General features: G+C 69.7%; 20 protein-coding genes and 1 other RNA gene. 13 read left to right on the top strand and 8 right to left on the bottom strand.

Translation table 11 applies throughout. The features are described 5' to 3' along the window. Positions 1–16: 16 nt before the first annotated feature. From AC3CBB_RS06020 to rnpB, 3 genes are all read left to right on the top strand, one after another. On the top strand, positions 17–829 hold the full coding sequence (locus tag AC3CBB_RS06020; RefSeq protein ID WP_488626341.1) for a Nif3-like dinuclear metal center hexameric protein: 813 nt from the start codon (positions 17–19) through the stop codon (positions 827–829). A 40-nt stretch (positions 830–869) separates the two neighbouring features. Continuing rightward, positions 870–1,610 (top strand): zinc ribbon domain-containing protein, encoded by a 741-nt coding sequence (locus AC3CBB_RS06015; RefSeq protein ID WP_148061123.1) that lies wholly within the window; start codon positions 870–872, stop codon positions 1,608–1,610. 25 nt (positions 1,611–1,635) lie between these two features. Further along, an RNA gene (rnpB, locus tag AC3CBB_RS06010) (RNase P RNA component class A) lies at positions 1,636–2,034 on the top strand. A gap of 89 nt (positions 2,035–2,123) precedes the next feature. On the opposite strand, the gene ppgK is transcribed toward rnpB, so the two are convergent. Continuing rightward, on the bottom strand, positions 2,124–2,885 hold the full coding sequence (gene ppgK, locus AC3CBB_RS06005; protein WP_123504694.1) for a polyphosphate--glucose phosphotransferase: 762 nt from the start codon (positions 2,883–2,885) through the stop codon (positions 2,124–2,126). 22 nt (positions 2,886–2,907) lie between these two features. Next, positions 2,908–3,771, bottom strand: coding sequence for a type I methionyl aminopeptidase (gene map / locus AC3CBB_RS06000; RefSeq protein ID WP_488626340.1), 864 nt, complete (start codon positions 3,769–3,771; stop codon positions 2,908–2,910). 177 nt (positions 3,772–3,948) lie between these two features. Between map and AC3CBB_RS05995 the strand changes: the two genes are divergently transcribed. Next, the gene (locus AC3CBB_RS05995; protein ID WP_488626339.1) at positions 3,949–4,608 is read left to right on the top strand and encodes a hypothetical protein; all 660 of its coding nucleotides are present in this window, start codon (positions 3,949–3,951) and stop codon (positions 4,606–4,608) included. Positions 4,609–4,618: 10 nt separating this feature from the next. Then, positions 4,619–4,792, top strand: coding sequence for an SPOR domain-containing protein (locus AC3CBB_RS05990; RefSeq protein WP_123504690.1), 174 nt, complete (start codon positions 4,619–4,621; stop codon positions 4,790–4,792). Here AC3CBB_RS05990 and AC3CBB_RS05985 read toward each other — a convergent pair. After that, complete coding sequence (locus tag AC3CBB_RS05985) at positions 4,789–6,525, bottom strand: NAD+ synthase (protein WP_488626338.1); 1,737 nt, start codon at positions 6,523–6,525, stop codon at positions 4,789–4,791. The genes AC3CBB_RS05990 and AC3CBB_RS05985 overlap by 4 nt on opposite strands. 58 nt (positions 6,526–6,583) lie before the next feature. On the opposite strand from AC3CBB_RS05985, the gene AC3CBB_RS05980 reads away from it, so the two are divergent. The 5 genes from AC3CBB_RS05980 to AC3CBB_RS05960 all read left to right on the top strand — a co-directional run bounded on the left by AC3CBB_RS05980 (position 6,584) and on the right by AC3CBB_RS05960 (position 16,089). Continuing rightward, positions 6,584–7,921 (top strand): glutamine synthetase family protein, encoded by a 1,338-nt coding sequence (locus AC3CBB_RS05980; protein WP_488626337.1) that lies wholly within the window; start codon positions 6,584–6,586, stop codon positions 7,919–7,921. Positions 7,922–7,946: 25 nt separating this feature from the next. Continuing rightward, the gene (locus AC3CBB_RS05975; RefSeq protein WP_488626336.1) at positions 7,947–10,934 is read left to right on the top strand and encodes a bifunctional [glutamine synthetase] adenylyltransferase/[glutamine synthetase]-adenylyl-L-tyrosine phosphorylase; all 2,988 of its coding nucleotides are present in this window, start codon (positions 7,947–7,949) and stop codon (positions 10,932–10,934) included. A gap of 512 nt (positions 10,935–11,446) precedes the next feature. Next, positions 11,447–13,006 (top strand): glycosyltransferase, encoded by a 1,560-nt coding sequence (locus AC3CBB_RS05970; RefSeq protein ID WP_488626335.1) that lies wholly within the window; start codon positions 11,447–11,449, stop codon positions 13,004–13,006. 13 nt (positions 13,007–13,019) lie between these two features. Beyond that, the gene (locus AC3CBB_RS05965; RefSeq protein WP_488626334.1) at positions 13,020–14,564 is read left to right on the top strand and encodes a glycosyl hydrolase; all 1,545 of its coding nucleotides are present in this window, start codon (positions 13,020–13,022) and stop codon (positions 14,562–14,564) included. 115 nt (positions 14,565–14,679) lie between these two features. After that, the gene (locus AC3CBB_RS05960) at positions 14,680–16,089 is read left to right on the top strand and encodes a UDP-glucose dehydrogenase family protein (protein ID WP_488626333.1); all 1,410 of its coding nucleotides are present in this window, start codon (positions 14,680–14,682) and stop codon (positions 16,087–16,089) included. A gap of 175 nt (positions 16,090–16,264) precedes the next feature. On the opposite strand, the gene glnA is transcribed toward AC3CBB_RS05960, so the two are convergent. Further along, the gene (gene glnA / locus AC3CBB_RS05955; protein ID WP_123504683.1) at positions 16,265–17,689 is read right to left on the bottom strand and encodes a type I glutamate--ammonia ligase; all 1,425 of its coding nucleotides are present in this window, start codon (positions 17,687–17,689) and stop codon (positions 16,265–16,267) included. A gap of 161 nt (positions 17,690–17,850) precedes the next feature. On the opposite strand from glnA, the gene AC3CBB_RS05950 reads away from it, so the two are divergent. Then, on the top strand, positions 17,851–18,276 hold the full coding sequence (locus AC3CBB_RS05950) for an RDD family protein (protein WP_488626332.1): 426 nt from the start codon (positions 17,851–17,853) through the stop codon (positions 18,274–18,276). 19 nt (positions 18,277–18,295) lie between these two features. On the opposite strand, the gene AC3CBB_RS05945 is transcribed toward AC3CBB_RS05950, so the two are convergent. Continuing rightward, positions 18,296–19,015 carry a DUF4191 domain-containing protein gene (locus AC3CBB_RS05945; RefSeq protein WP_123504682.1) on the bottom strand — a complete coding sequence of 240 codons (720 nt, stop codon included), beginning with the start codon at positions 19,013–19,015 and terminating at the stop codon, positions 18,296–18,298. Between the two features lie 159 nt (positions 19,016–19,174). On the opposite strand from AC3CBB_RS05945, the gene AC3CBB_RS05940 reads away from it, so the two are divergent. Next, positions 19,175–20,551, top strand: coding sequence for a hypothetical protein (locus AC3CBB_RS05940; RefSeq protein WP_488626331.1), 1,377 nt, complete (start codon positions 19,175–19,177; stop codon positions 20,549–20,551). A 15-nt stretch (positions 20,552–20,566) separates the two neighbouring features. Here the strand turns inward: AC3CBB_RS05940 and sucB are convergent, their stop codons facing one another. The 3 genes from sucB to AC3CBB_RS05925 form a co-directional block, all read right to left on the bottom strand. After that, positions 20,567–22,138, bottom strand: coding sequence for a 2-oxoglutarate dehydrogenase, E2 component, dihydrolipoamide succinyltransferase (gene sucB, locus AC3CBB_RS05935; protein WP_488626330.1), 1,572 nt, complete (start codon positions 22,136–22,138; stop codon positions 20,567–20,569). 71 nt (positions 22,139–22,209) lie between these two features. Beyond that, positions 22,210–23,583 carry a dihydrolipoyl dehydrogenase gene (lpdA, locus tag AC3CBB_RS05930; protein WP_488626329.1) on the bottom strand — a complete coding sequence of 458 codons (1,374 nt, stop codon included), beginning with the start codon at positions 23,581–23,583 and terminating at the stop codon, positions 22,210–22,212. A 117-nt stretch (positions 23,584–23,700) separates the two neighbouring features. Next, the gene (locus tag AC3CBB_RS05925; RefSeq protein WP_123505162.1) at positions 23,701–25,200 is read right to left on the bottom strand and encodes a leucyl aminopeptidase; all 1,500 of its coding nucleotides are present in this window, start codon (positions 25,198–25,200) and stop codon (positions 23,701–23,703) included. 82 nt (positions 25,201–25,282) lie between these two features. Between AC3CBB_RS05925 and AC3CBB_RS05920 the strand changes: the two genes are divergently transcribed. Then, on the top strand, positions 25,283–26,212 hold the full coding sequence (locus AC3CBB_RS05920; RefSeq protein WP_488626328.1) for a proteasome assembly chaperone family protein: 930 nt from the start codon (positions 25,283–25,285) through the stop codon (positions 26,210–26,212). Positions 26,213–26,227 lie beyond the last annotated feature (15 nt).

Below are 26,227 nucleotides of genomic sequence, written 5' to 3'. Positions count from 1 at the left end.
GACTACGCTGGGAGGCGTGGTCACACTCGATGCCGTCGGCGCAGCCGTCGAACGCCTCTGGCCCCTCAGCGGCGCCTCCTCCTGGGACTCCCCGGGGCTCGCCGTCGGCGATCCCGCTTCGGAGGTCCGGCGCATCCACCTCGCCGTCGACGCCGTGCTCGACACCGCCGACGAGGCCGTCGAGGTCGGGGCCGATCTGCTGCTCGTGCACCACCCGCTGCTGTTCCGCGGCGTGACGACGGTGGCGGAGTCGACGACGAAGGGCGCCGTGATCGCTCGGCTGATCCGGGGATCCTGCGCCCTCCTGGCGGCCCACACGAACGCCGACGTGGTCGTCACGGGCACATCTCGCGCCATCGCCTCGCGCCTCGGGCTGACCGGACAGCGTCCCATCGAGGCGAGTACGCCTGACACGGGCATCGGGATCGTCGGGCGCGCCGCGCAGCCGATAACCCTCATGACCCTCGCGCGCGCCCTCTCGGACTTCCTCCCGCCGACGGCCGGGGGAGTCCGCGTCGCCGGCGACCACGACCGCGTGGTCGAGACGATCGCCCTCTGCGGAGGGGCCGGCGATTCCCTCCTCGACGACCCGTCGGTCGTCGCCTCCGACGTGTACATCACGAGCGACCTGCGCCACCACCCCGCCTCCGACGCCCGCGACCGCATGCTGCTCGGCCGAGGCCCCGCCCTCATCGACATCTCGCACTGGGCGAGCGAGTGGCTGTGGCTCGAGCAGGCGGCAGTCGAGCTCCGCGCCGAGCTGCCCGGCGTCGAGATCACCGTGAGCGAGCTCCGCACCGACCCCTGGGACTTCGCGGTCGTCCGCTGACCCGCCCCCTTTTTCGACACACGATCCGAGTGAGAACCCCATGCCATTGACAGCCAGCCCCGCCGACCAGGCCCTCCTGCTCGACCTGCAGCGACTCGACACGTCGCTGCAGCAGCTCGCGCACCGCGCTCGCGCCCTTCCCGAGAACGCGAAGCTGGCCGACATCGAGAAGCAGGTCGCGTCCCTGCGGGTCCGCCTCACCTCCGAGGAGGCCGTCTCGGAGGCGGCCCAGCGCGAGCTGACCCGCGTCGAGTCCGACGTCGCCGTCGTCGACGCCCGCGTCGAGCGCGACAACGCGCGCCTGCAGACCTCCTCGTCGCAGAAAGACATCCAGGCCCTCGAGCAGGAGCTCGCCGCCCTCGCTGGCCGCAAGAGCGACCTCGAAGACACGGAGCTCGAGGTCATGGAGCGGCTCGAAGGGGCGAACGGCGTCGTCGCCGGCACGCGGGGCGAGCTCGACGAGCTCGGTGCTGCCCGCGCCGCACTCGAGGCTGCGCGCGATGCGTCGCTCGAGGTCGTGGAGGGCGAGCGCGTGCAGGCCACGGCCGATCGGGCGACGCTCGCGGGCCGAGTTCCTGCGGACCTCCTGGCCCTGTACGAACGCCAGCGCGAGCGCTACGGAGTCGGCGCCTCGCACCTCCGCGCCCGCGTGTCGAGCGCGAGCGGAGTGGAGCTGACCGGCAGCGACCTGGCCATGGTGCGCGCCGCCGCCCCCGACGACGTCGTGCTCTGCCCCGACAGCGAGGCGATCCTGGTGCGCACCGACGAGTCGGGCATCTGAACCCCTCTAGACTGGGTGACGCGAATGGGTCGGCAAGACGGTCGCGTCGCCTCACCTCCGGGTGCGGCGCCGAGGAACGTCCGGGCTCCACAGAGCAGGGCGGTGGGTAACACCCACCCGGGGCAACCCGCGAGACAGTGCAACAGAAAGCAGACCGCCACGGCGCACCTCTTCGGAGGTCGCCGGGGTAAGGGTGAAACGGTGGTGTAAGAGACCACCAGCGGTTCGGGTGACCGGCCGGCTCGGTAAACCTCGCCCGGAGCAAGGTCAGACAGAGAACGATTCAGGCGGCTCGCCGAGTTCTCGGGTAGACCGCTGGAGCGCTGCGGCAACGTAGCGCCGAGATAGATGACCGTCCATGCCGTGCAGCGCCGAGAGGCGCCACACGGCAAGACAGAACCCGGCGTAGCAGCCGGCCCATTCGCCCCCGGATCTCTCTGGGAGATCAGTCTCCCTGGGAGATCAGTCTCCCTGGGAGATCAGTCTCTCTGGGAGATCAGTCCCTTCGAGAGATCAGAACTCCGGCTGCGACTCCGCGGCCAGAGCGGCCGCACCCATGATGCCCGCGTTGTTGCGCAGCTTCGCCGGCACGATCTCGGCCCGCAGGCTGAGCAGGGGCAGGAACTCGTGGTACTGCTTCGACACGCCGCCGCCGACGACGATCAGCTTCGGGTACAGCAGCGCCTCGAGGCGCGAGTAGTACTTCTGCAGGCGCTTGGCCCAGTGCTTCCACGACAGCTCGTCGCGCTCCTTGGCGGCGAACGACGCCTTCGTCTCGTAGTCCTTGCCGTCGATCTCGAGGTGGCCGAGCTCGGCGTTCACGATCAGCACGCCGTCGTTGATCAGCGCCGTGCCGATGCCGGTGCCCAGCGTCGTCATGATGACCAGGCCGTCGACGCCCTTCGCGGCGCCGTAGCGCGCTTCGGCGTAGCCGGCGGCGTCGGCGTCGTTCACGAAGTGGATAGCTCGACCGAGAGTGCTCTCGAAGAGCTTCTCGGCCTCGAAGTCGATCCACTTCTTCGACACGTTCGCAGCCGACAGCGTCTTGCCGTCCATGATCGCCGCCGGGAAGCAGACGCCGACGTGCAGGTCTCTCGCATCGTCGCCGAGCTCGTCGAGGATCTCCTTGACGACGCCGACGATGTCGTCGGGCTCGCCGCCCTTCGGGGTCGACTTCTTGATGCGGTCGGTGACCAGCTCGCCGGTCTCGACGTCGACGATCGCGCCCTTGATGCCGGTGCCGCCGATGTCGATGCCCACAGCCTTGTTTGCCACGGTCGTGCCTCTCGTTTGAACGCTAATAGGTGGTGAGAACTTCTGCGCCGCGCTCGGTGACGACGAGCGTGTGCTCGAACTGCGCGGTGAGCGAGTGGTCGCGGGTCGCGACGGTCCAGTCGTCGCCCCAGATGTCGGCGTCGATGCCGCCGAGGGTCAGCATCGGCTCGATCGTGAAGACCATGCCGACCTCCATGACGTCGTCGAACTGCGGAGCGTCGTAGTGAGGGATGATCAGCCCCGAGTGGAACGCCCGGCCGACGCCGTGCCCGGTGTAGTCGCGGACGACGCCGTAGCCGAAGCGCCTGGCGTACATCTCGATGGCGCGGCCGACGACGTTGACCTCGCGACCCGGCGCGACGGCCTTGATGCCGCGCTCGAGGGCGAGGCGGGTGCGCTCGACGAGGTCGACGACCTCCGGGGTGCCCTCCCCGACGACGAAGGTGCGGTTCGTGTCGCCGTGCATGCCGTCGAGGTAGGCCGTGATGTCGATGTTGATCAGGTCGCCGTCCTCCAGGACGGTGTCGTCGGGGATGCCGTGGCAGATGACCTCGTTGACCGACGTGCAAACCGACTTGGGGTAGCCGCGGTAGCCGAGCGTCGACGGGTACGCCCCGTGCGAGACGACGTAGTCGTGGCCGACGCGGTCGAGCTCGTCGGTCGTGACTCCGGGTCGGATCGCCTCGCCGACGGCCGTGATGGCGTCGGCGGCGATGCGGCTGCTGCGGCGGATGGCCTCGATCTCGTCGGGGGAGTAGAGGTCGCCCAGACCGGTCTCGTGGGGCTCGGCGTGGCCGACGTACTCGGGACGGTCGATCGACGGTGGGACCGGACGCTGCGGCGAGATCCGGCCGGGGGTCAGGTGACCGCGTGAATCCCGGGGCATGCGATCCAGCTTAGGGTCTCGGCCGTGCGGCGGGTGACCGCAGGGACGCATCGAGGCTGTCCACTGTCGCTCGGCAGAGAACCCGTCTAAGCTCCGGCTAACTGAATATCTGTCGACTTTTTCGCTAAGTCGACGTGAGAAGAATGCGACACCCGAATGTCCTTCCCGATCTCTCCGATGCGAACGGCGACGGCCTCCGTGGTCGTGGCGCTGTGCGTCGCGCTGACCGGATGCGCGCTGATCCCCGGCGCGCCCGGCGGCAGCAGCACGCCCCTGCCCACCGTCACGTCGGCGCCGTCCACGAAGGCGAAGACCTCGCCGGCGGTCTCCGATGCCCAGATGGTGCAGTGGCTCGACAGCGCGCCGGTTCCTGCGCTGTGCACCGCCCCGGCCGGCACCCTCGAGGCGGGCCGGCTGCCGGCGTTCACGGGTCAGGCCGGTCAGGAGGTGGGCCTGCCCTGGGTGACCGACGCGCGCGGCCGCCTCAAGCAGGACCTCATCGCGCTCGGCACGTTCGGCCCCGGAAGCGCGACCCTGATCGCCACGCCCCTCTGGTGCACCGGGGGAACCTCCTCGACCGAGCAGCTCGCGATCTACCAGAGCGCAGGAACGAGCCTCAAGCTCGTCACCACGTTCGATCTGGGCGCGGCGAAGCAGGCGAACGCCCACGTCATCAAGATCACCGCCGACGACAGCCGCCTCGAGGTGCTCTGGGGGACGCCGGCGATCGACCAGGACTCGAGCGACACGGGCCTCTGGTCGCGGGCGTCCTTCGTCGTGGTCGGCAGCATCATCACGGAGTCGGGCCTGCAGTCGAGCGCGAGCGTGCCGCAGTAGGCTCCAGCTCATGGCTGAAGAATTCTGGTTCAACACGAAGACGCACCAGGTCGAGGAGGGCATGGTGTCTCCCGCCGTCGACCGCGCCGGCCCGTACGCGACCCGCGAAGAAGCTGAGCACGCCCTCGCCCAGATCAAGGCGAACAGCGACCGATGGGCCGCCGAAGAGGCCGAAGACCGCTAGAGGACGGTCGGGCGGTACGTGATCGGCAGGCGCCGGTCGCGACCGAACGCCATGCCCGAGATCTTCGGCCCGATCGCGCCCTGGCGGCGCTTCCACTCCGAGCGGTCGACGAGCTTGGTCACCTCGGCCACCACCTCGGCGTCGTAGCCGAGGGCCACGACGTCGGCGGCACCGAGCGCCTTCGTGATGTACGCGTCGAGGATCCCGTCGAGGATCTCGTACGGCGGCAGGGTGTCCTGGTCGACCTGTCCGGGGCGCAGCTCGGCCGACGGCGGCTTGGTGATCGAGTTCTCGGGGATCGGGCCGCGCAGGCCCTGCGCCTCGGCGAACTCGTTGCGCCAGCGAGCGAGCTCCCAGACCATGGTCTTCGGGACATCCTTGATCGGAGCGAATCCGCCGACCGAGTCGCCGTAGATGGTCGAGTAGCCGACCGACAGCTCGGTCTTGTTTCCCGTCGTGAGCACCAGGTGGCCGTCGAGGTTGGACAGCCCCATCAAGATGAGTGCCCGGGCCCGCGCCTGCACGTTCTCGGCGGCGAGTCCCGTCAGCTTCAGTTGACGCTCGAACGGCTCGACCAGGTCTCTGATCGGCTCGACCGAGTACTTCACGCCGATGCGCTCGGCTACATCGTCGGCGTCGCTGCGCGAGTGGTCGGACGACCACTGCGAGGGCATGGACACGCCGTAGACCCGGTCGCCGCCGAGCGCATCGGCCGCGATGGCGGCGCAGACGGCCGAGTCGATGCCTCCCGAGAGTCCGAGGATGACCGACGTGAAGCCGTTCTTCTGCACGTAGTCGCGGAGGCCGGTGACCAGGCCGTCCCAGAGCTGCTGGCGGTCGTCGGGCAGCTCGGCGACGTCGGGAGCGATGGGCTCGAGCTGGCCGAAGGCCGGGGTCTCGACGTCGACGCGACGGATGCCGGCGGGCATGGTGCGGCCGGTCGAGTGCTCGGGATCGAGGTCGACGACGAGCAGGTGCTCACGCCACTGCGGGGCCCGCGCCACGATCGTGCCGGCACCGTCGACGACGACGCTGTCGCCGTCGAACAGGAGGTCGTCCTGGCCTCCGACGATGTTCACGTAGGCGACGAACGTGTCGTTCTCGGTCGCGCGGTGCTGGACCAGGGGCAGGCGCACCTCGTCTTTGTCGGCGATCCACGGGCTGGCGTTGACGACGAGCAGAACGCCCGCGCCCGCCTCCATGACGCGGGCGACAGGGCCGCCGTCGCGCCAGAGGTCTTCGCAGATGATGACCGCGACGTCGATGCCCTTGACCCGCACGACGAGCAGCTCGTCGCCCGGGATGAAGACGCGGTACTCGTCGAAGACCGAGTAGTTGGGCAGGTGGTACTTCGCCGTGGTCGTCACGACACGCCCGCCCTGCAGCACGCTCGCGCAGTTCTTCGCGATGGCGGTCGGCGCGTTGGAGGTGTCGAGCAGCCTCGGCTCGAACGGCCCGTCGGGGTGCCCGACGATCACGGCGAGATCGCCGAGGCCCTCGGCCTCGAGACGCTCCGCGAGCTTCTCGACCGCGTGACGCGAGGCCTGGAGGAAGCTGGGGCGGGAGGCGAGGTCTTCGATCGGATAGCCGGTGAGGCTCATCTCGCCGGCGGCGACGAGGTCGGCGCCGGCCTTTCGGGCTGCTTTCGCGGCGGCGACGATCTGGTCTGCGTTGCCCGCCAGATCGCCCACGGTGGGGTTTGTCTGAGCGAGCGCCAAGCGGAGTCGGGGCATGTCCACTAGCCTACTGATGGCGCTTCGCCGCCCGGTCGGCACACGCAGAAAGGCCTGAATGGACAAGCAGACGGACTTCGTTCTTCGCACCATCGAAGAGCGGGGCATCAAGTTCATCCGACTCTGGTTCACCGACGTGATCGGAACCCTGAAATCGGTGGCCATCGCGCCCGCCGAGGTCGAGGGCGCATTCGCCGAGGGCGTCGGCATCGACGGCTCGGCCATCGAGGGCCTCACCCGCTCCTACGAGGCCGACGTGCTGGTGCACCCCGACCCCACCACGTTCCAGATCCTCCCGTGGCGCGGTACCGAAGACCCCACCGCCCGGATGTTCTGCGACATCGCGACGCCCGACGGCGCGCCCGGCGTGTCCGATCCGCGCAACGTCCTCAAGCGCACGCTGGCCCGCGCCGGCGACCGCGGCTTCACGTTCTACACGCACCCCGAGGTCGAGTTCTACCTGCTCAAGTCGTCGAAGGTCGGCCCCGAGGGCCCCGAGCCCGTCGACCAGGCCGGCTACTTCGACAACGTCCCCGGCGGCACCGCCCACGACTTCCGCCGCCGCTCGGTCCGCATGCTCGAAGACCTCGGCATCTCGGTCGAGTTCAGCCACCACGAGGCGGGCCCCGGCCAGAACGAGATCGACCTGCGCTACGCGGATGCGCTGACGATGGCCGACAACATCATGACCTTCCGCACCGTGGTGAAGGAGGTGGCGATCGAGCAGGGCGTGTACGCGACCTTCATGCCCAAGCCCCTCCAGGGCCACCCGGGCTCCGGCATGCACACGCACCTCTCGCTCTTCGAGGGCGACGCCAACGCGTTCTACGAGGCCGGCGCCGAGTACCAGCTGTCGAAGATCGGCCGTCAGTTCATCGCGGGGCTCCTGCGCCACGCGCCCGAGATCACCGCCGTCACGAACCAGTTCGTGAACAGCTACAAGCGCCTCTGGGGCGGCGACGAGGCTCCGAGCTTCGTCACCTGGGGTCACAACAACCGGTCCGCCCTCGTGCGCGTTCCGCTGTACAAGCCCAACAAGGGCCAGTCGAGCCGGGTCGAATACCGCGCGATCGACTCCGCGGCCAACCCGTACCTCGCCTTCTCGCTGCTCCTGGCCGCCGGTCTCAAGGGCATCGAGGAGGGCTACGAGCTCCCCGCCGAGGCGGAGGACAACGTGTGGAGCCTCTCCGACGCCGAGCGCCGCGCCCTGGGCTACAACCAGCTGCCCGCCAGCCTCGACCACGCCCTGTCGCTCATGGAAGACAGCGAGCTCGTCGCTGAGACGCTGGGCGAGCACGTCTTCAACTACGTGCTCAAGAACAAGCGCCAGGAGTGGAAAGACTACCGAGCTCAGGTGACGCCGTTCGAGCTCCGCTCCAACCTCGAGATGCTCTAGCAGCCGCACCCCTGCGAGACCTCCCGTGCCCCGATCTGCGACCGCCCTCACCGATCTGGCACGGGCGGGGTTCGCCGACCTCCGGGTGAGCCGCGACCTGCTCGACGCTCTCATCGACGTCGAGCCGCAGGTCGCCGAGTTCGTGCGCGCGCTGTCGCAGAGCCCCGACCCCGACGGCGGGCTGCAGAGGCTCAGCCGCCTGATCGAGCGGGCTCCGGAGGCGGTGGGCGAGTTCCTGCGCGCGGAATCCCTGCCGAGCCCGACGGCGAGCGAGGAGCGCCCCGGCGACCGGCTGATGCTCGTGCTGGGCGCCTCGGAGGGGCTGGCCGACTTCCTGTGCCGGCGCCCCGCCTCGCTGCGGAGCCTGCTGCGCAAGACCTGGACGGTCCCGCACCAGGACGACTACGAGCGCGACCTCCTGGCGGCCGTCGCCGGCCTGACGGGCGACGACGCCCGGACGGCCCTGCGCGTGGCCTACCGCGAGCACCTGGTCTCGCTGACCGCGTTCGACCTGTCGCTCTACGACCCGGTCGCCGGCCTCGACGTCGTGGCGGCCGCGCTGGCCGACCTGGCGGGGGCCGCTCTCGAGGCGGCTCTCGATGTCGCGCGCCGTGAGGTGTCGTTTCCCGAGCACGAGATCGGACGCACACGGCTGGCCATCATCGCCATGGGCAAGGCGGGCGCCCGCGAGCTGAACTACATCAGCGACGTCGACGTCATCTTCGTCGCCGACGCCGCCGACGGCCTCGACGCCGAGCGAGCCGTGCAGATCGCGACGCGGCTGGCCGTGCACACGACGCGCACGCTCTCCGACCTCGCGCCGGAGGAGCCGCTCTGGGAGGTCGACGCCAACCTGCGCCCCGAGGGCAAGAACGGCGCGCTGGTGCGCACGCTCGCCTCGCACGTCGCCTACTACGAGCGCTGGGCGAAGCCGTGGGAGTTCCAGGCCCTCCTGAAGGCCCGTCCGATCGCCGGAGACCTCGCCCTCGGCGGCGAGTACGTCGAGAAGCTCGCGCCCATGGTGTGGCGCGTGGCCTCGACCGAGAACTTCGTCGAGTCCACGCAGCGGATGCGGGAGCGTGTGCTGTCGCACATCCCGCCCGCCGAGGTCGACGTGCAGCTGAAGCTCGGGCCCGGGGGCCTCCGCGACATCGAGTTCACGATCCAGCTGCTGCAGCTCGTGCACGGCCAGGGCGACCCCGACATCCGCCAGCGCTCCACGCTCGGGGCGCTCGGCGCCCTGGCGATCGCGGGGTACGTCGGCCGCGCCGAGGCGGCCGAGTTCGACCGCGACTACCGCGAGCTGCGTCTGCTCGAGCACCGGATCCAGCTGTCGCGCATGCGCCGCACTCACCTGATGCCGCGCGATGAAGACGACCTGCGCGTGCTGGCCCGGGCGACCGGGCTCGCCCCGAGCGCCGAGGAGCTCCGCGAGCACTGGCACGGCATCCGCCGCCGGGTGCGCCGGCTCCACGAGCGCCTGTTCTACCGGCCGCTGCTGTCAGCCGTGGCCCGCCGCCCCGAGGAGGAGCTCTCGCTGAGCACCGGCTCGGCCGTCGCCCGCCTGCAGGCGATCGGCTTCCGCGACCCCAAGGGCGCGCTCGCCCACATCGCGGCGATGACGGCTGGCGTCTCGCGCCGCGCGAGCATCCAGCAGCATCTGCTCCCGGCCATGCTGCAGTGGTTCGCCGACGGCACCGACCCCGACCTCGGCCTGCTGGCCTTCCGCCGCCTGAGCGATGGGCTGGGTGAGACCTACTGGTTCCTGCGCATGCTCCGCGACTCGTCGGGCGCCGCCCAGCGGCTCACGACCGTGCTGTCGAGCTCGCGCTTCGTCGCCGACCACCTCGAGCGCATCCCGGAGGCTGCGGGCTGGCTGGAGTCCGACGACGACCTGCGTCCGCGCACCCTCGACGAGCTCCGGGCCGAGGCGAACGCGACGGTCGCACGGCACGAGGGCGACGACCAGGCCGCCCAGGTGCTTCGGATGGCACGGCGCCGCGAGATCCTGCGTCTGGCCCTCGGGGGCATCGTCGGCGTGATCTCCATCGACGAGATCGGCCGCGGCCTGTCGGACATCATGACGGCCGCCATCGGGGGAGCCCTCGACCTGGCGCGCCGCGGCGGCCGGGCCGACGGTCTCGAGTTCGCCGTCATCGCCCTGGGCCGGTACGGGGGGCAGGAACTCGGGTTCGGCAGCGACGCCGACGTGCTCTACGTCTACCGCAGCCTCGACCCCGCCGACACGACCGCTCAGGCGCGGGCGGTGGCCATCGTGGCCGACCTCCACCGCCGCACCGACGACCCGCAGATGCCCCTCGACCTCGACGCCGGGCTCCGCCCCGAGGGCAAGAACGGCCCCGTCGTGCGCTCCCTCGACTCGTACGCCGCCTACTACGGCCGTTGGGCGCTCACATGGGAGGCCCAGGCGCTGCTGCGGGCGCGCGGTGCCGTCGGCGACGCCGGGCTGCTGGCCGACTTCGAGTCGCTCGCCGACACGGTGCGGTACCCGGCGCGGCTGTCCGAGCAGGACGTCCGCGAGGTGAAGCGCCTCAAGGCCCGCGTCGAGTCGGAGCGCCTTCCCAAGGCGGCCGACCCGACCCGTCACCTCAAGCTCGGGCGCGGCTCGCTCAGCGACGTCGAGTGGTTCGTGCAGCTGCTGCAGCTGCAGAACGCCGCCACCACGCCGGGCCTCCGCACGCCGTCCACGCTCGACGCCCTCGCGGCCTCGGTGGAGGCGGGGCTCGTGACGGTGCGCGATGCCGACCGGCTCCGCGACGCCTGGGTCATCGCCTCGCGGGCTCGCTCGGCGGTCATGCTGTGGACGGGGCGCACGAGCGACAGCCTCCCGGCCGACCGCCGCCAGCTCGAGGCCGTCGCCCGCCTCCTGGAGTACCCGCCGAACTCGGCCAGCCAGCTCGAAGAGGACTACCTCGCCGTGACCCGTCGTGCGCGCCACGTGTTCGAGGCCGGTTTCTACGGGCTCGAGAAGTCGCCTGAGCCGAGCGTCTGACACGCTCCCGCAGGCCCGGGCGTCTCTGCGACACGCCCGGGATGCGCTGCTCGGCGACAGCCCGGCGAAAAACTTGAGCTGTACCCCGGAATCGAGCGTTGTACCCCGCAGAATGTGACGGCCAGGTTACGAGGGCGTGTCCCCCGATCATCGGCGGGACGAGTGCCGCCGACGGGGGCCAACCGAATGGGGGTCATGGCGGAGCCGCTATCGAGACGAGGCCCCCGCCCAAGCGCCTGCTGGCCTGCACGCGATGCTGAGCATGGCTCGGAGACACCGCGGACCTCTCAAACGGGGGACACGAATAGGCAGAGAGTGTCGGGCGTGTCTCGTGTCGGCATTTCGCACGACACGAAACCGGGGACTCCGACGTACCCCGATCGGCGAGGGCCGCTCGCTCCGTGCGGACCGCTTGTAGCCCCGTATCGATTGGGCTAGAAATTGAGTCACCCGAACGACCGATTCCCCGATGACGCGGAAGCCACCCCCACCGAGTACATGCAGGCGGCACCGTGCTGACGTTCATTCTTCAAATCCGACACGAGATCCAGGGACACCCCGAGGTGTACCTGTTCTCGGTCTACTCGATCATGATCTGGGTCATGTGGATCATCAAAGTGGTGATCTCCCGGAACTACCGTCCGTTCACCGGGCACTTCACCGGCACCGCCAGTGTCGTGGTCCCCGTGGTGGACGAGCCAGAGGACCTCTTCAGGGACGTCATCGGCCGCATGGTCGAGCAGGGTCCCGACGAGATCATCGTCGTCATCAACGGCAAGCCCAACCCGACGCTGCAGGCCATCTGCGAGGAGTTCGCGCCCCTCGTCACCTGGACGCACACGCCGATCCCGGGCAAGCGCAACGCCGTCATGATCGGCACGGAGCTGTCCAAGGGCGACATCACGGTGCTGGTCGACTCCGACACCGTCTGGACTCCCGGCACGCTCGAGGAGCTCCTCAAGCCGTTCGCCGAGGCGAACATCGGCGGCGTCACGACGCGTCAGCGCATCCTGGAGCCCGAGCGCAGCTGGATCACCCGCTGGGCCGACTGGCTCGAGAACAGCCGCGCGCTGTACTCCATGCCCGCTCAGAGCGTGCTCGGCCAGATCGGCTGCCTCCCGGGCCGCACGATCGCGTTCCGTCGCGACATCCTCGTCCGCGTCATGGACAAGTTCATGACCGAGAAGTTCATGGGTGTCTTCCTCGAGGTCAGCGACGACCGCACGCTCACGAACCTCACTCTCAAAGAGGGCTACCGCACCGTGTACCAGTACACGAGCCTCGTCTACACGGACGCCCCGTTGAAGATCAAGAAGCTCTTCAAGCAGCAGCTCCGCTGGGCTCGCGGCAGCCAGTACAACACGCTGCGCATGATGCCCTGGATGCTCGGCCACGCGCCGATGCTCGCGTTCTTCTTCGCGATGGACATCGTGCTCCCGTTCGTGCTCCTCGGCGTCGTCGGCGGCTGGATCTACAACGGCATCACCGGTCAGGGAATCAACCTCTACACGGGGATCCTGCACGAGTACGGCTTCCGGGCAGGCATCCTGGCGATCGTCGCCCTGATGGTCCTCTCGTCGGTCCTCAGCATGGCGATCCGCCAGATGCGCCACCTCAGCGAGAAGCCGGGCGACTTCATGCGGCTTCCGGTCTTCATCATCGTGTCGACGTTCTTCCTGATGCCCATCCGCATCATCGGCTTCTTCCGCATGGGCCACTCGGCCGGCTGGGGGACCCGAGCCGGTGCCTACAGCGGCGGCGAGGTCACCGAGGAGGTGGCCGCCGAGGTGGAGCGTCGCGAGGAGACCATGGTCACGCCCATCGACGCCCTCGAGGCCCAGTTCGACGACGTGCCCGGTCAGCCCTCGGTCGACACCCTGTTCGACTTCGGCACGCAGGCCGACCCCGAGTCGGGCACGGTCCTGATCAAGAGCCGTCGCGCCGCCACGACCGCGGTCGTGGACGCACCGACCCCCAAGGCCGCACCCCGCCGCCGCTTCAACATGAAAGCCGGATGGCCGTACCTCATCGGTACCGCGATCCTCGTCCTGGAGGCACTCTTCATTGTCTGAGTACCGAGAGTCCGTGATCACCCCGCTCAGCCGGCCCGCCGGCAGCGCCTGGTGGACCACCGGCAAGAAGAACTCGCGGATGAGCGCGCTGGGCGCCACGATCATCGTGGTCGCGCTCGCCCTCATCACGTGGCTGGTCTGGATGTCGCCCACCGACAACGTCGTGCGCAAGGTCGTCGGCGATGTCGTCAAGCCCATCTCGACGAACATGGAGCTGAAGAACGACCGCGCCGACCTGCTGACGCAGCTCGTCTCGACGAAGTCGCGGATCAACGACCAGTCGGCCGAGCTCGCGAAGCTCAAGACGGAGCTCGCGGCAGCGACCGGCAAGTCGACCGCCCTCGAGACGAAGCTCTCGAAGGCCATGGCGACGTCCTCCAAGTCGGCCGGCCAGGTGAAGGACCTCAAGTCGCAGATGGCCTCGTCGGGATCCTCGGCCTCCGGCACCGCGGGCTCCGGCACGTCGAACGCGGCCTCGTCGGGTTCGACGACTCCGACGACGACGACGGGCGACACTCCCGGAGCGCCGAGCGGCGGCACCACCACGACGCCGACCAGCCCCATCGTGACCGGACCGACCATGCCGACCACGCCCAGCCTCGCGTCGATCAAGAAGCCGACCTCGAAGTACTTCGGCCTCTACACGCAGCAGTCGCCCTTCAACTGGGCTGAGAACGACGACGTGTCATCGAAGGTCGGCGTCAGCCCGAACATGTCGGGCTACTTCCAGGGCTTCGACTCCGACTTCCGCGCCGACGCCGTGCAGCGCTCGTGGGCCAAGGGCCAGCTGCCGTTCCTGACCTGGGAGACCCAGCCGCTCAAGGCCGCCAACAACCTCAACACCCAGCCCGACTACGCGCTCTCCAAGATCATCGGCGGCGACTACGACGCCTACCTGACCAAGTACGCGAAGGCCGTGGCCGCCAACAAGCAGCCGCTCGCCATCCGCCTTGACCAGGAGATGAACGCCGACTGGTACCCCTGGGGCGAGAACACCAACGGCAACTCCAAGGGCCAGTTCGTGCAGATGTGGGACCACGTGCACCAGATCTTCGCCGACAACGGAGCCAACGACTACGTCGTCTGGGTCTGGTCGCCCAACCGGGTCGACAACCTGAACTCCACTCAGTCGCAGCAGGCGTACCTGGCGAACTACTACCCCGGTCCCGACGAGGTGGACTGGGTCGGGATGTCGGGGTACCTCCGCCCGCCGTACTCGAACTCCGAGACCTACTCGTTCCAGCACACGTTCCAGAACACGCTGACGCAGCTCCGGGCGATAGCCCCGGACAAGCCGATCGTGCTCTCCGAGATCGGAGCCAGCGAGAACGGCGGCCAGAAGGCCAAGTGGATCACCGACCTGTTCACGAACCTGGACGCCCCCGTCAACTCCGACATCATCGGCTTCGGCTGGTTCAACCACACGGTCACGTCGACGACGAACGGCACCCAGTACACCAACGACTGGCGCATCGACTCCTCGGGCAGCTCCATCACGGCCTTCACGAACGGCATAGCCACCGTCCAGGACCAGTACAAGCTGAAGCCCACGGGGTAGGAGCCCACCACGCTTGCCCATTCGGCTGCCGCGGTGTCTCGCACCGCGGCAGCCACCCCCTCATCTGCTCCACAACCACAGGTACGTTCGGCGTACCCGCATCAGGGAGACCATCATGACCGCATCGAAGAAGCCCTCCGCCCCGGCGGACAGCGCCCCCAAGCCCGTCATCTCCGTCATCGGCACCGGCTACCTCGGCGCTACCCACGCGGCCGCCATGGCCGAGATGGGATTCGACGTCATCGGCGTCGACACCGACCCCGCGAAGGTCGAAGCGCTCAGCGCCGGCCGCGTCCCGTTCTTCGAGCCCGGCCTGCCCGAGCTCATCGTCAAGCACGTCGGCACGGGGCGCCTCCGCTTCACCAGCGACCTCGCCGACGCCGTGTCGCTCGCCGACGTCCATTTCATCTGCGTGGGCACCCCGCAGCGTCGGGGCAGCCACGCCGCGAACCTCACCTACGTGGAGGCCGCCACGAAGGCCGTCGCCGAGTCGCTCAGCCACGACGGCATCATCGTCGGCAAGAGCACTGTGCCGGTCGGAACCGCGGCACGGCTCCGCAAGCTGGTGGCCGACGCCAAGCCGGCCGGCATCGACACCCAGGTCGTGTGGAATCCGGAGTTCCTGCGCGAGGCCCACGCAGTGGAAGACACCCTGCGCCCCGACCGCATCGTCTTCGGCGGCACGGACGCCAAGAGCGAGGCGATCCTCCGCGAGGTCTACGCGGCTCCGATCGCGACCGGAACGCCGGTCATCTCGTGCGACCTCGCCACCGCCGAGCTCGTCAAGGTGAGCGCCAACGCGTTCCTCGCCACGAAGATCTCTTTCATCAACGCCATCTCGGAGCTGTGCGAGGTCGCCGGCGCCGATGTCCGCGTCCTCGCTGACGCGCTCGGCCACGACGACCGCATCGGCCGCAAGTTCCTGAACGCCGGTCTCGGCTTCGGCGGCGGCTGCCTCCCGAAAGACATCCGCGCCCTGATGTCGCGCGCCAACGAGCTCGGTGCGGGCCGCGTCGTCGGCCTGATGCAGGAGGTCGACGAGATCAACATGCAGCAGCGCCAGCGCGTCATCGACCAGGCGATCGACGCCTGCGGCGGATCGGTGCTCAACCGCAAGCTCGCCATTCTCGGCGCGGCCTTCAAGCCCGACACCGACGACGTCCGCGACTCGCCCGCCCTCAACGTGGCCGCCGCACTGCACCTGCGCGGCGCCCAGGTGCTCGTGGTCGACCCGGAGGCCTCGCAGACGGCCCAGCGCTCGTTCCCGACGCTGTCGTTCGCCGACAGCCTCGACGAGGCCGTCACCGACGCCGACGCCGTGCTCCTGCTCACCGAGTGGCCCGTCTTCGTCAACGCCGACCCGGAGCACCTCGCCGAGCTCGCCGCCAACCCGGTCGTGCTCGACGCCCGCAACGCCCTCGACTCCGAGGTGTGGTCGGCCGCCGGCTGGGAGGTGCGCCCCCTCGGTGGGCGCATCGTCGCTCGCCAGCGCCGCGTGCTCGAGGGAGCCGCGCTTCCCGCGTAGCCAGTCCCGTCCTCTCGAGCGTCGGCCTCGCCCCTCCGGGGGCGGGGCCGTTCGCGTGTCCGCAGCGGCCGTCGTCTCCGGCCCTTCCGCACGACGGAGCCCCGCCCGTCCGCACGACGGAGCCCCGCCTCCCGCGCGAACGCGGGGACGGGGCTCCGGGGGAGACGACGGCCTACTACACGCCGAAGTACATCTCGAACTCGAACGGGTGAGGACGCTGCGCCATGGGCAGGATCTCCTTCTCGCGCTTGTACGCGATCCAGGTCTCGATGAGGTCTTCGGTGAAGACGTTGCCCTTGGTGAGGAACTCGTGGTCCTCCTCGAGAGCGAGCAGAGCAGCGTCGAGCGAGGCGGGGACCTGGGGGATGTTCTTGGCCTCCTCCGGGGGGAGCTCGTAGAGGTCCTTGTCGACGGGCTCGTGCGGCTCTATGCGGTTCTGGATGCCGTCGAGACCGGCCATGAGCTGGGCGGCGAACGCGAGGTACGGGTTCGAGGCGGCGTCGGGGACGCGGAACTCGATGCGCTTGGCCTTCGGGTTGGTGCCCGTGATCGGGATGCGGATCGCAGCCGAGCGGTTGCCGGCCGAGTAGACCAGGTTGACGGGGGCCTCGAAGCCCGGGATCAGGCGGTGGTACGAGTTGATCGCCGGGTTCGTGAACGCGAGCACGGCGGGGGCGTGCTTGAGCAGGCCGCCGATGTACCAGCGGGCGAGGTCGCTGAGTCCGCCGTAGCCGTTCTCGTCGTAGAAGAGCGGCTTGCCGTCCGACCAGAGGGACTGGTGCGTGTGCATGCCCGAGCCGTTGTCGCCGAAGAGCGGCTTCGGCATGAAGGTCGCGACCTTGCCCCACTGCTCCGCGGTGTTCTTGACGATGTACTTGAACTTCAGGATGTCGTCGGCCGCGTGGACCATCGTGTCGAACTTGTAGTTGATCTCCTGCTGGCCGCCGGTGCCCACCTCGTGGTGCGCACGCTCGAGCTCGAGGCCGGAGTCGATCAGCTTGAGGCTGATGTCGTCGCGGAGGTCGGCCGTCTTGTCGACGGGCGAGACCGGGAAGTAGCCGCCCTTGTAGGCGGTCTTGTTCGCGAGGTTTCCGCCCTCTTCGGCGCGTCCGGTGTTCCAGGCGCCCTCTTCGGAGTCGACCGAGTAGAACGAGCCGTTCTGCTTGACGTCGTAGCGCACGTCGTCGAAGACGTAGAACTCGGCCTCGGGAGCGAAGAAGGCGGTGTCCGCGATGCCGGTGGAGGCGAGGTAGCGCTCGGCCTTCTTCGCGACCTGACGGGGGTCGCGCGAGTAGAGCTCGCCGTTGCGCGGGTTGAAGATGTCGAACACCAGGATGAGCGTGCGCTCGGCGCGGAACGGGTCGACGTAGCCCGTGGTCACGTCGGGGATGAGCTGCATGTCGGACTCGTGGATCGACGCGAAGCCGCGGATCGACGAGCCATCGAACAGCTGACCGACGGAGAAGAACTCCTCGTCGACCGTGGATGCGGGGATGTTGAAGTGCTGCTGGACACCGGGAAGGTCGGTGAACCGGATGTCAAGGAACTTGACGTCGGTGTCCTTGATGAAGCTCAGCACCTCGGAAGAATCTTTGAACATACGCGAAGTCTCTCCAATGGCGTGGAACGTGGGCGAAAGCTGGACGCCTCCAGTCATGAGGCTATTGACGGGGGGTTTCGGTGCGGTGACCAGAATGTTTCCGGGATGTTACGGGTGCCGTGCTCAGAGTGCTCCCGCAGGGCATCGATAGGCTCATCCCCATGTCGAGCAGCGCCCCGCCCCCACTCCCGCCGAGCGACGACCGCCCGCCGTATCCGGGGCACGACCTCGGGCTCCCCGAGTCGGGTCCGCGCTCGATCGGCCGGTTCGGCCGACGCCTGATCGCCCTGGTGATCGACTGGGGGATCGCCGTGCTGGTCTCGGTGCTGTTCTTCCACTACAACTCGCTTGCGACGCTCGGCGTCTTCGCGCTCATGCAGGTGCTGTTCATCATCACCCTCGGCGGCAGTCTCGGCCATATCGCCTGCCGCATGCGCGTCGTGCCGCTGCCGACCGGCTACATCGGCGTGTGGCGGCCCATCGTCCGCACGATCCTGCTCTGCCTGGTGATCCCCGCCGTCATCTACGACCGCGACCAGCGGGGCCTGCACGATCGCGCCGTCGGCGCTGTCCTGGTCAGGATCTAGCCTCGAGCGCGACTCGCGATCAGCGCGGACGCCCCGAGCGCATGCGCATCGGGTCGACGCCCTTGGGGATCGGCAGCTTGTTCTGGCCGAGCGACTCGAGGCGGTTCGACACGGCGAGCACCTCGTTGCGATCGATGGCCTTCTTGACCTTGTTCATGCGACGAGCCAGCTTGTGCAGCGGGATCGAGTCGGCGTCGGTGCCGACACTGAGGACGGTGATCGGGACGCCGGGCGTGATCCGCGCGACCTTGCGCTTCTCTTCGTCGACGATCTTCTGAGTCTGGCCCCGGGTGCCCTCGGTCACGAGGACGACGCCGGGTCGGCCGATGGCGCGGTAGACGGCGGCCTGGCTGCGGCCGTTGACGGCGACCGGCATCTCGCTCGCCCGCCACTGGCGACGGAGGCCGCTCTTGAAGACGGCGCCGACCGCTCCGGGCTGGCCGGCGATCTGCGAGTAGGCGGCGCGCTCGGCGAGGCGTCCGAGCACGAGCATGAACAGCAGCACGCCGAGCATGACGCCGACGACGATGTAGAGGATCGTGCCGAGGATGTTGCCCCCGGCGACGAGAGCGAGCACGACGAACGCGATGACGGGCACCACGAACGACGCCAGCATGAGCCAGATCGACTTGGGGTCGTGACGCCGGGTCATGGTGAAGACCTGGTACATCTGCTTGATGCGACCGGGCTCTTTTTCAGGGGTCGAAGATGCGTTCTCCGAAGACTTGCTGCGTGCCATGCTGACTAGGATACGTGGTCCCGCGCCGGGTGGCGGTCCGGCTTCGGGTTGCGCGCGGCCCGCGTTACTCACCGCGGGGATCGGTCCACAGGGTCCCCGATGATCCACAGGCGCAGGAACTTCCGTCCGGCCCCCTCCCGCTCCGCCAGGCTCGACGGCATGTCCTCCTCCGTCGCCGCGGCCGTCGCGCCCCACGTGCTCGCCGAGTCGCCCCGCGCCCGCCTCCTCGTCTGGCCGTCCGCCCCGCAGACCGTCGCGAAGGTCTTCCTCGGTCCCGACGGCCGCCGCCGGGCGCTGGCCGTCGCCGCTGCGCTGGCTGCGGTCGACCACCGCCATATCGCGCCCCTCCTCGGAGTCGTCGAGGTCGACGGCCGTCCGGCCGTGCTCCTCCCGCGCTTCGTGCCGCGGCCCGTGTCCGAGCTCCTCGCTGCGCGCGGGCGCCTGTCGGCGGGCGAGGCGGTGACGCTGCTGGTCCCGCTGCTGCTCGCGCTCCTGCACGTCGAGCGGCGCGGCCTCGACGACCGCGTCGATCTCGCCTCGAGCCTGACGCTCGATGACGTCCTGCTGGACGCCAGCGGGGCGCCCGTGCTCGTCAGCCTCTCGGCCGCACCACCGCGGGGTGCCGTGAGCCTCACGCGGGACGCCGGTGCCGCCGGGGCGGCCCGCCGCATCGTCGCCGAGGTGCTGGCGTCGACGCCGGGCGGTCGCAGCACCGTCCGGACGGCGCTCGGCGACGCGACCCGACCCGGCGGCTTGGGCATCGACTCTCTTATCGAGCTGCTCTTCGACCTCGACGATCCTGCGCCGCTGGAGGAGCCGCTGGCGCGGCCCGCACCGCCGCCCGAGGCGTCGACCGCTGCGCCGCCCACGGCACCGCCCGCCCATCACCTCGACGGCGTCGTCCCGGGCCTCGACCTGGCGCGCGCCGCCGTCGGCGAGCCCGGCGGCCTGGCCGCTGACGCATTCGGCCTGGCCGCGCACGTCATCGGCCGCGCCGTGGCCGCGGCGCGCGATGTCCGCCCGAAGGTCTGGCTCGGTGCCGGGGTCGTGGCGGCATCCGCCTTGGGCGGCCTCGTCCTGACCGAGACGGAAGGTCCGCCCGCCGAGCCCGGCACCCGGTCCGGTCCTGCCCCGGCACGAGCCGACGCACGGCGCACTGATCCCCCCGAGGCTGCCGGCCGCTCATCACCGCCAGTCTCCACCGGAGGCACGACAGCCGACGCTCTCCTCCGCGGCGACGACGCGACCGCGGCCGCCCGAGTGCTGCTGCGCCTCCGCGAGGACTGCCTCACGGCGCTCGATGCCGCATGCGTCGCGGGCGTCGACCAGGCCGATTCGCCGCTGCTGGCCGACGACCTGGCGGTGGTGGCTGATCCTGCGCGTCTGGCGGAGGCGCGTTTTCCGAGCATCGCCGGGATGGCGGGGGAGTACGGCGGGGCCGTCCTCTTCGAGCTCGGCAGCGGCCCGGACGACGAACCGGCCTCCCTCCTCGTGACGAGGACGGAGGCCGGTTGGCGACTGCGAAGCCTGGGCTGAGGCTTGCGGGTGGAGCTAGATGCCGAGCTTCCCGGCGAAGTCGCCTCCCTCGAGGCGGTTCTTGACCGCGACGAGGAAGCGGGCGGCGTCGGCACCGTCGACGATGCGGTGGTCGTACGAGAGCGCCAGGTAGACCATCGAGCGGATCGCGATCGACTCCGAGCCGTCGGCCGTGACGACGACCGGCTTCTTGACGACGATGCCGGTGCCGAGGATGGCCACCTGCGGCAGGAACACCACGGGGGTGTCGAACAGCGCGCCGCGCGAGCCGGTGTTGGTCACCGTGAAGGTGCCGCCGGACAGCTCGTCGGGGGTCAGCTTGTTGTCGCGGGTGCGACCGGCGAGATCGGCGATCGACGCGGCCAGGCCGGCCAGGTCGAGCGACGCGGCATTCTTGATCACCGGGGTAAGCAGGCCGCGCTCGGTGTCGACGGCCATGCTGATGTTCTCGGTGTCGGGGTAGACGATCGAGTCGCCCTCGACGGTGGCGTTCAGCTTCGGGTAGGCCTGGAGGGCCTCCGCCGCTGCGAGCGTGAAGAACGGCAGGAACGACAGCTTGTTGCCGGTCTTGGCCTGGAAGTCGCCCTTGACCGCATCGCGGAACTTCGCGACCTTGGTGACGTCGACCTCGACCACGCTGGTGAGCTGCGCGGTGGACTGCATCGACTCGACGGCGCGCTGGGCGACGACCTTGCGGAGGCGGGTCATCGGCACCGTGGTGCCGCGCAGGTCGGACACCGGCAGCGGCTCGTAGGACGACGAAGCCGCGGGGGCCGAGGCGGCGGGAGCAGCGGCGGCCGGAGCGGCCTTCGCAGCGGCCTCGGCCGCGGCCAGGACGTCTTCCTTGCGGATACGGCCGCCGACGCCGCTGCCGGAGAGCGTCGACAGGTCGATGCCCTTCTCGTTGGCGAGCTTGCGGACGAGAGGGGTGACGTAGCCGACGGGCCCGCCGGCCGAAGCCGGGGCTGCGGGCGCAGCGGGCGCCGGAGCAGCGGGCGCCGGAGCAGCGGGCGCCGGAGCAGCGGGCGCCGGCGTGGCAGGCGCGGGAGCAGCGGGCGCTGCAGGTGCCGGTGCGGCGGCGACCGGAGCCGGCGATGCGGGTGCCGCGGCGGCCGGAGCCGGGTCGACGGCCGGAGCGGGCTCGGGAGCCTCGGCCGGGGCGTCCTCGCCGGGGGCGGGCGCTGCATCGGAGGGGACCTCGGCGGGAGCCTCGGTGGCGGGCGACGGCGACTCGTACCCTTCGGACGACTCCTCGGTCTCGGAGTCCGCGGCGGGGGTGTCATCGGTCGATGCCGGACCGGTGCCCGGAGCCTCGGCCTCAGGGGCATCGCCCGTGCTTCCGGTATTGCTGCCGTCGCCGATCTTGACGAGGGCGGTGCCGACCTCGACGGTCTCGTCCTCGGCGACGAGGATCTCCTCGATCACGCCCGCGATCGGCGACGGGATCTCGGTGTCGACCTTGTCGGTCGAGACTTCGAGCAGAGGCTCGTCGACCTCGACCCGGTCGCCGACATTCTTCAACCAGCGGGTGACCGTGCCCTCGGTGACACTCTCACCGAGTGCCGGGAGGTTGACGGATTCGCTCATCAGGGGAACTCCTTCTGCGGTTCTAACTATGAATTGTGGGACAGCGCCTCGGCGGGGATGGTGCTGTGAAGCTACATCGCGTGGAGCGGCTTGCCGGCAAGCGCCAGCATCGCCTCGCCCAGGGCCTCGTTCTGGGTCGGGTGCGCGTGGATCAGGCTCGCGACGTCTTCGGGGTAGGCCTCCCAGTTGACGGTGAGCTGCGCTTCGCCGATGAGCTCGCCGACGCGGGCGCCGATCATGTGAACTCCGATGACGGGGCCGTCGACGACGCGGATGACCTTGATCGACCCGGCAGTGCCGAGGATCGAGCTCTTGCCGTTGCCGGCGAGGTTGTAGTCGTAGGCGGCGATCTTGTCGGCGCCGTACTTCTCGGTGGCCTTGGCGGTCGTGAGGCCGACGGAGGCGACCTCGGGGTCGGAGTACGTGACCTTCGGGATGTTCGCGTCTTCGATGACAACCGGCTTGAGGCCGGCGATCTCCTCGGCGACGAAGATGCCCTGCTGGAAGCTGCGATGGGCGAGCTGGAGGCCGGGGACGATGTCGCCGATGGCGTAGACGCCGGGGACGCTGGTCGCGAGGCGCTCGTCGGTGAGGACGAAGCCGCGGTCCATGGTGACGCCGATCTCCTCGTAGCCGAGGTCGGCGGTCACCGGGCCGCGACCGACAGCGACCAGGAGGATGTCGGCCTCGAACGTCTTGCCGTCTTCGAGCGTGACGACGACGCCCTGGTCGTCCTGGGTCACGCTCTGGAAGCGGATACCGAGACTGAAGGCGATGCCGCGCTTGCGGAACGCCCGCTCGAACGACTTGGAGATCGACTCCTCCTCGTTGGGAACGAGGTGGGGGAGAGCCTCGATGATCTGCACCTCCGAGCCGAAGGACTTCCAGACGCTGGCGAACTCGACGCCGATCACACCGCCGCCGAGGATGGCGACGCGCTTCGGGATGTAGTCGAGCTCGAGGGCGTGCTCGCTCGTGATGACGCGGCCGCCGATCTCGAGACCGGGCAGGCTGCGCGAGTAGGAGCCGGTGGCCAGCACGATGTGCTTGCCGGTGATGGTGTCGTCGCCGACCTGGATCGTGCTCGGCGACGTGAGGCGGCCGGCACCGGCGATCGTGGTGATGCCGCGCGACTTGACGAGGCCCTGCAGGCCCTTGTACTTGTGCTCGACGATGTCGCGGCGGTACGTCGTGACGCCGGCGATGTCGATGCCGTTCAGCTGGGTGTGGACGCCGTACTTGGCCGACTCGCGCGACACGTCGGCGACCTCGGCCGCGTGCAGGAGCGCCTTGGTGGGGATGCAGCCGCGGTGGAGGCAGGTGCCGCCGACCTTGTCTTTCTCGACGAGGGCGACGGAGAAGCCCAGTTCGGAGGCGCGGAGGGCCGCGGCGTAGCCGCCGCTGCCGCCACCGAGGACCACCACGTCAAAATTCTGTTCCGACACCCAGCAACTCCTTCGTGCATTGGCCAAGGAGGCGGCCGTGGTCGCGGATGTCGACCACGGCCGCACGCCTTGCAAAACGGCGGGTTTCTCCCGCCCTCAACTACCCTAGTACGCCGCTCAGAACGAGACTGCCAGGTCGATCAGAGTCCTGACGGCGATCCCCGTGGCGCCCTTGGTCGTGAAGCCGTAGCCGCCCGCCTTGTTCTCGCTCGGGCCGGCGATGTCGAGGTGAGCCCACGGGATCAGCTCGTCGGTGCCCTCGCGCTTCCCGACGAACTCCTTGAGGAACACCCCCGCGAGCAGCATGCCCGCAGCCGTGTTGCCCGGAGTCGCGTTGACGAGGTCGGCGACGTCGGAGTTGAGCCGCGCGCGCAGCTCCGGGGCGAGCGGAACCCGCCAGAACGGCTCGGACGCCCCGTCGGCGACCTCGACGACCCGAGGCGCGAAGTCGTCGGTGCCCATGACTCCGACGTAGCGCATGCCGAGGGCGACGACCTGCGCACCGGTGAGGGTGGCGACGTCGACGATGGCGTCGGGCTGCTCCTCGCTCGCAGCCGAGATGCCGTCGGCGAGCACGAGCCGGCCTTCGGCGTCGGTGTTGGTCACCTCGACGGTGGTGCCGTTCTTGATGGTGAGGACGTCGTCGGGGCGGATGGGGTCGGCGCCGAGCATGTTCTCGGAGATGCAGAGCCACGCGGTCAGGCGAACGGGCAGGGCGAGACGCGCGGCGGCGATCGTCACCGCGAGAACCGTCGCGGCGCCGGTCATGTCGTACTTCATGCCGAGCATGGCGCCGGCCGGCTTCAGCGAGAGCCCGCCGGTGTCGTAGGTGATCCCCTTGCCGACCAGTGCGAGGTGCTTGGCGGCGCCGGCGGGGGAGTAGGCGACCTTGACCAGGCGGGGCGGGCGTGCCGAGCCCTGGCCCACGCCGACGATGCCGCCGAATCCTGCGTCGCGCAGCTCGTCGCCCGCGAGCACGGTCACGGTGAGGTCGCCGGAAGGCGACTCTGCGGCGAGGCGGACGGCCTCGTCGGCGAGAGCAGCGGGCGGCAGGTCGATCGGGGGCGTGGCGACGAGGTCGCGGACGGTGTGGACGGCGGTGGCGACGGCTGCGGCCTTCTCGACTGTCGCGGCGTCGACGGCGGCGGCCGTGACGAGCTCGATCGACGACGCGACGCGACGGGTCGGGCTGGCCGAGGTGTGCTTGTAGGTGTCGAAGACGTAGGCGCCGACAGCTGCGCCCTCGAGCACGGCGAGAGCCTCGGCCTCGTCGGCGACGGGGAGGCCGAGAGCGATGCGGTCCTTTCCGGTGAGCTGGCGCGCGGCGGATCCGGCGGCGTAGCGGAGAGTCTCGATCGAGACGGCGCCGCCGAGGCCGACGAGGGCGACCACGGGTGCGCTGCCGATCGGCGCCGCACCCTCGCCGAGGGCCGAGGCGGGAAGGCGCGTGAGCTCGTCCTTGCCGGCGACCACCCCGAGTTCCTGCAGGGAGCCTGCCAGCACCGGGGCGTCCCAGAGCAGAGTGGGCGGCTCGTCTCCCTTGCCGGGGGTGACGCCGATGACGAAGACCTCGGCGTCGGTGGCTTCTGCGGACACGGTGAGAGCGGCGACTGTCATGCCGTCGATCGTATCGAGGTGTTCGCTGTCAGCTTGCCTCCGACGGACGTTCACGAGGGTGCGCGTGCCTAGCATTGACAGCATGTCCGATCCTGCAGACCTGTACCAGCTGTCGCCCGACTCGTCCGGCGTGCCAGCCGGGCTCCCGCTCGTCGCGGGACTCACCGGGTTCGCCGACGCCGGCTCGACCGTGGCGCAGATCACCCAGTACCTCGGCGACACGCTCGACGGCGACGTCGTCGCGACGTTCGACGCCGACATCCTCCTCGACTACCGCGCACGCCGCCCCATCATCACCTTCGATCAAGACCACATCGCCGACTTCCAGGCCTCGACGCTGACCCTGTCGCTCATGAAGGACGAGATCGGCCAGCAGTTCCTCCTCCTGTCGGGCTTCGAGCCCGACTTCCGCTGGGAGGCGTTCACCTCGGCCGTGATGCAGCTCGTCGAGCGGTACGGGGTGTCGACCACGACGTGGGTGCAGGCGATCCCGATGCCGGTGCCGCACACGCGCCCCCTCGGCGTCACCGTCTCGGGCAACCGGGTCGACCTCATCGAGTCGCTCTCGGTCTGGCGCCCCACGACGCAGGCCCCCGCGAACGCGCTCCACCTGGTCGAGCTCCGCCTCTCGGCGACGGGCCACCCCACCGCCGGCTTCGTGCTCCTGGTGCCTCATTACCTCGCCGACACGGAGTTCCCCGACGCCGCGGTCACCGCGCTGTCGAGCATCAGCGCCGCGACGGGGCTCATCTTCCCGAGCGACAGGCTGCGCGAGGAAGGGCGCGAGTTCTTGAGCAAGGTCGACGAGCAGGTCACGGGAAACCAGGAACTGACACGCCTCGTGCAGACCCTCGAAGAGCGTCACGACACCTACATGGAGGGCAACCCCCTGCCCTCGCCGCTGATCGGCCTCGACGGACAGGTCCCGAGCGCCGACTCGATCGCGGCCGAGCTCGAGAAGTTCCTCTCGACCCGCCAGGTGGACGACGACGGCGGCCCCTCGCTGGGCTAGAGCCCCGGCCCCGCT

This window comes from Frondihabitans sp. OV104 (assembly GCF_057787745.1).
This window is presented reverse-complemented; position numbering and strand designations above follow the sequence as displayed.

Coding starts and splice junctions, on each gene's coding strand:
- sucB (WP_488626330.1), bottom strand. CDS start 22,138: ATGAGCGAATCCGTCAACCTCCCGGCACTCGGTGAGAGTGTCACCGAG.
- AC3CBB_RS05945 (WP_123504682.1), bottom strand. CDS start 19,015: ATGGCACGCAGCAAGTCTTCGGAGAACGCATCTTCGACCCCTGAAAAA.
- AC3CBB_RS05985 (WP_488626338.1), bottom strand. CDS start 6,525: ATGCCCCGACTCCGCTTGGCGCTCGCTCAGACAAACCCCACCGTGGGC.
- AC3CBB_RS06015 (WP_148061123.1), top strand. CDS start 870: ATGCCATTGACAGCCAGCCCCGCCGACCAGGCCCTCCTGCTCGACCTG.
- AC3CBB_RS05990 (WP_123504690.1), top strand. CDS start 4,619: ATGGCTGAAGAATTCTGGTTCAACACGAAGACGCACCAGGTCGAGGAG.
- AC3CBB_RS05980 (WP_488626337.1), top strand. CDS start 6,584: ATGGACAAGCAGACGGACTTCGTTCTTCGCACCATCGAAGAGCGGGGC.
- AC3CBB_RS05940 (WP_488626331.1), top strand. CDS start 19,175: ATGTCCTCCTCCGTCGCCGCGGCCGTCGCGCCCCACGTGCTCGCCGAG.
- glnA (WP_123504683.1), bottom strand. CDS start 17,689: ATGTTCAAAGATTCTTCCGAGGTGCTGAGCTTCATCAAGGACACCGAC.
- AC3CBB_RS05920 (WP_488626328.1), top strand. CDS start 25,283: ATGTCCGATCCTGCAGACCTGTACCAGCTGTCGCCCGACTCGTCCGGC.
- AC3CBB_RS05995 (WP_488626339.1), top strand. CDS start 3,949: ATGCGAACGGCGACGGCCTCCGTGGTCGTGGCGCTGTGCGTCGCGCTG.
- AC3CBB_RS05960 (WP_488626333.1), top strand. CDS start 14,680: ATGACCGCATCGAAGAAGCCCTCCGCCCCGGCGGACAGCGCCCCCAAG.
- AC3CBB_RS05950 (WP_488626332.1), top strand. CDS start 17,851: ATGTCGAGCAGCGCCCCGCCCCCACTCCCGCCGAGCGACGACCGCCCG.
- AC3CBB_RS05925 (WP_123505162.1), bottom strand. CDS start 25,200: ATGACAGTCGCCGCTCTCACCGTGTCCGCAGAAGCCACCGACGCCGAG.
- map (WP_488626340.1), bottom strand. CDS start 3,771: ATGCCCCGGGATTCACGCGGTCACCTGACCCCCGGCCGGATCTCGCCG.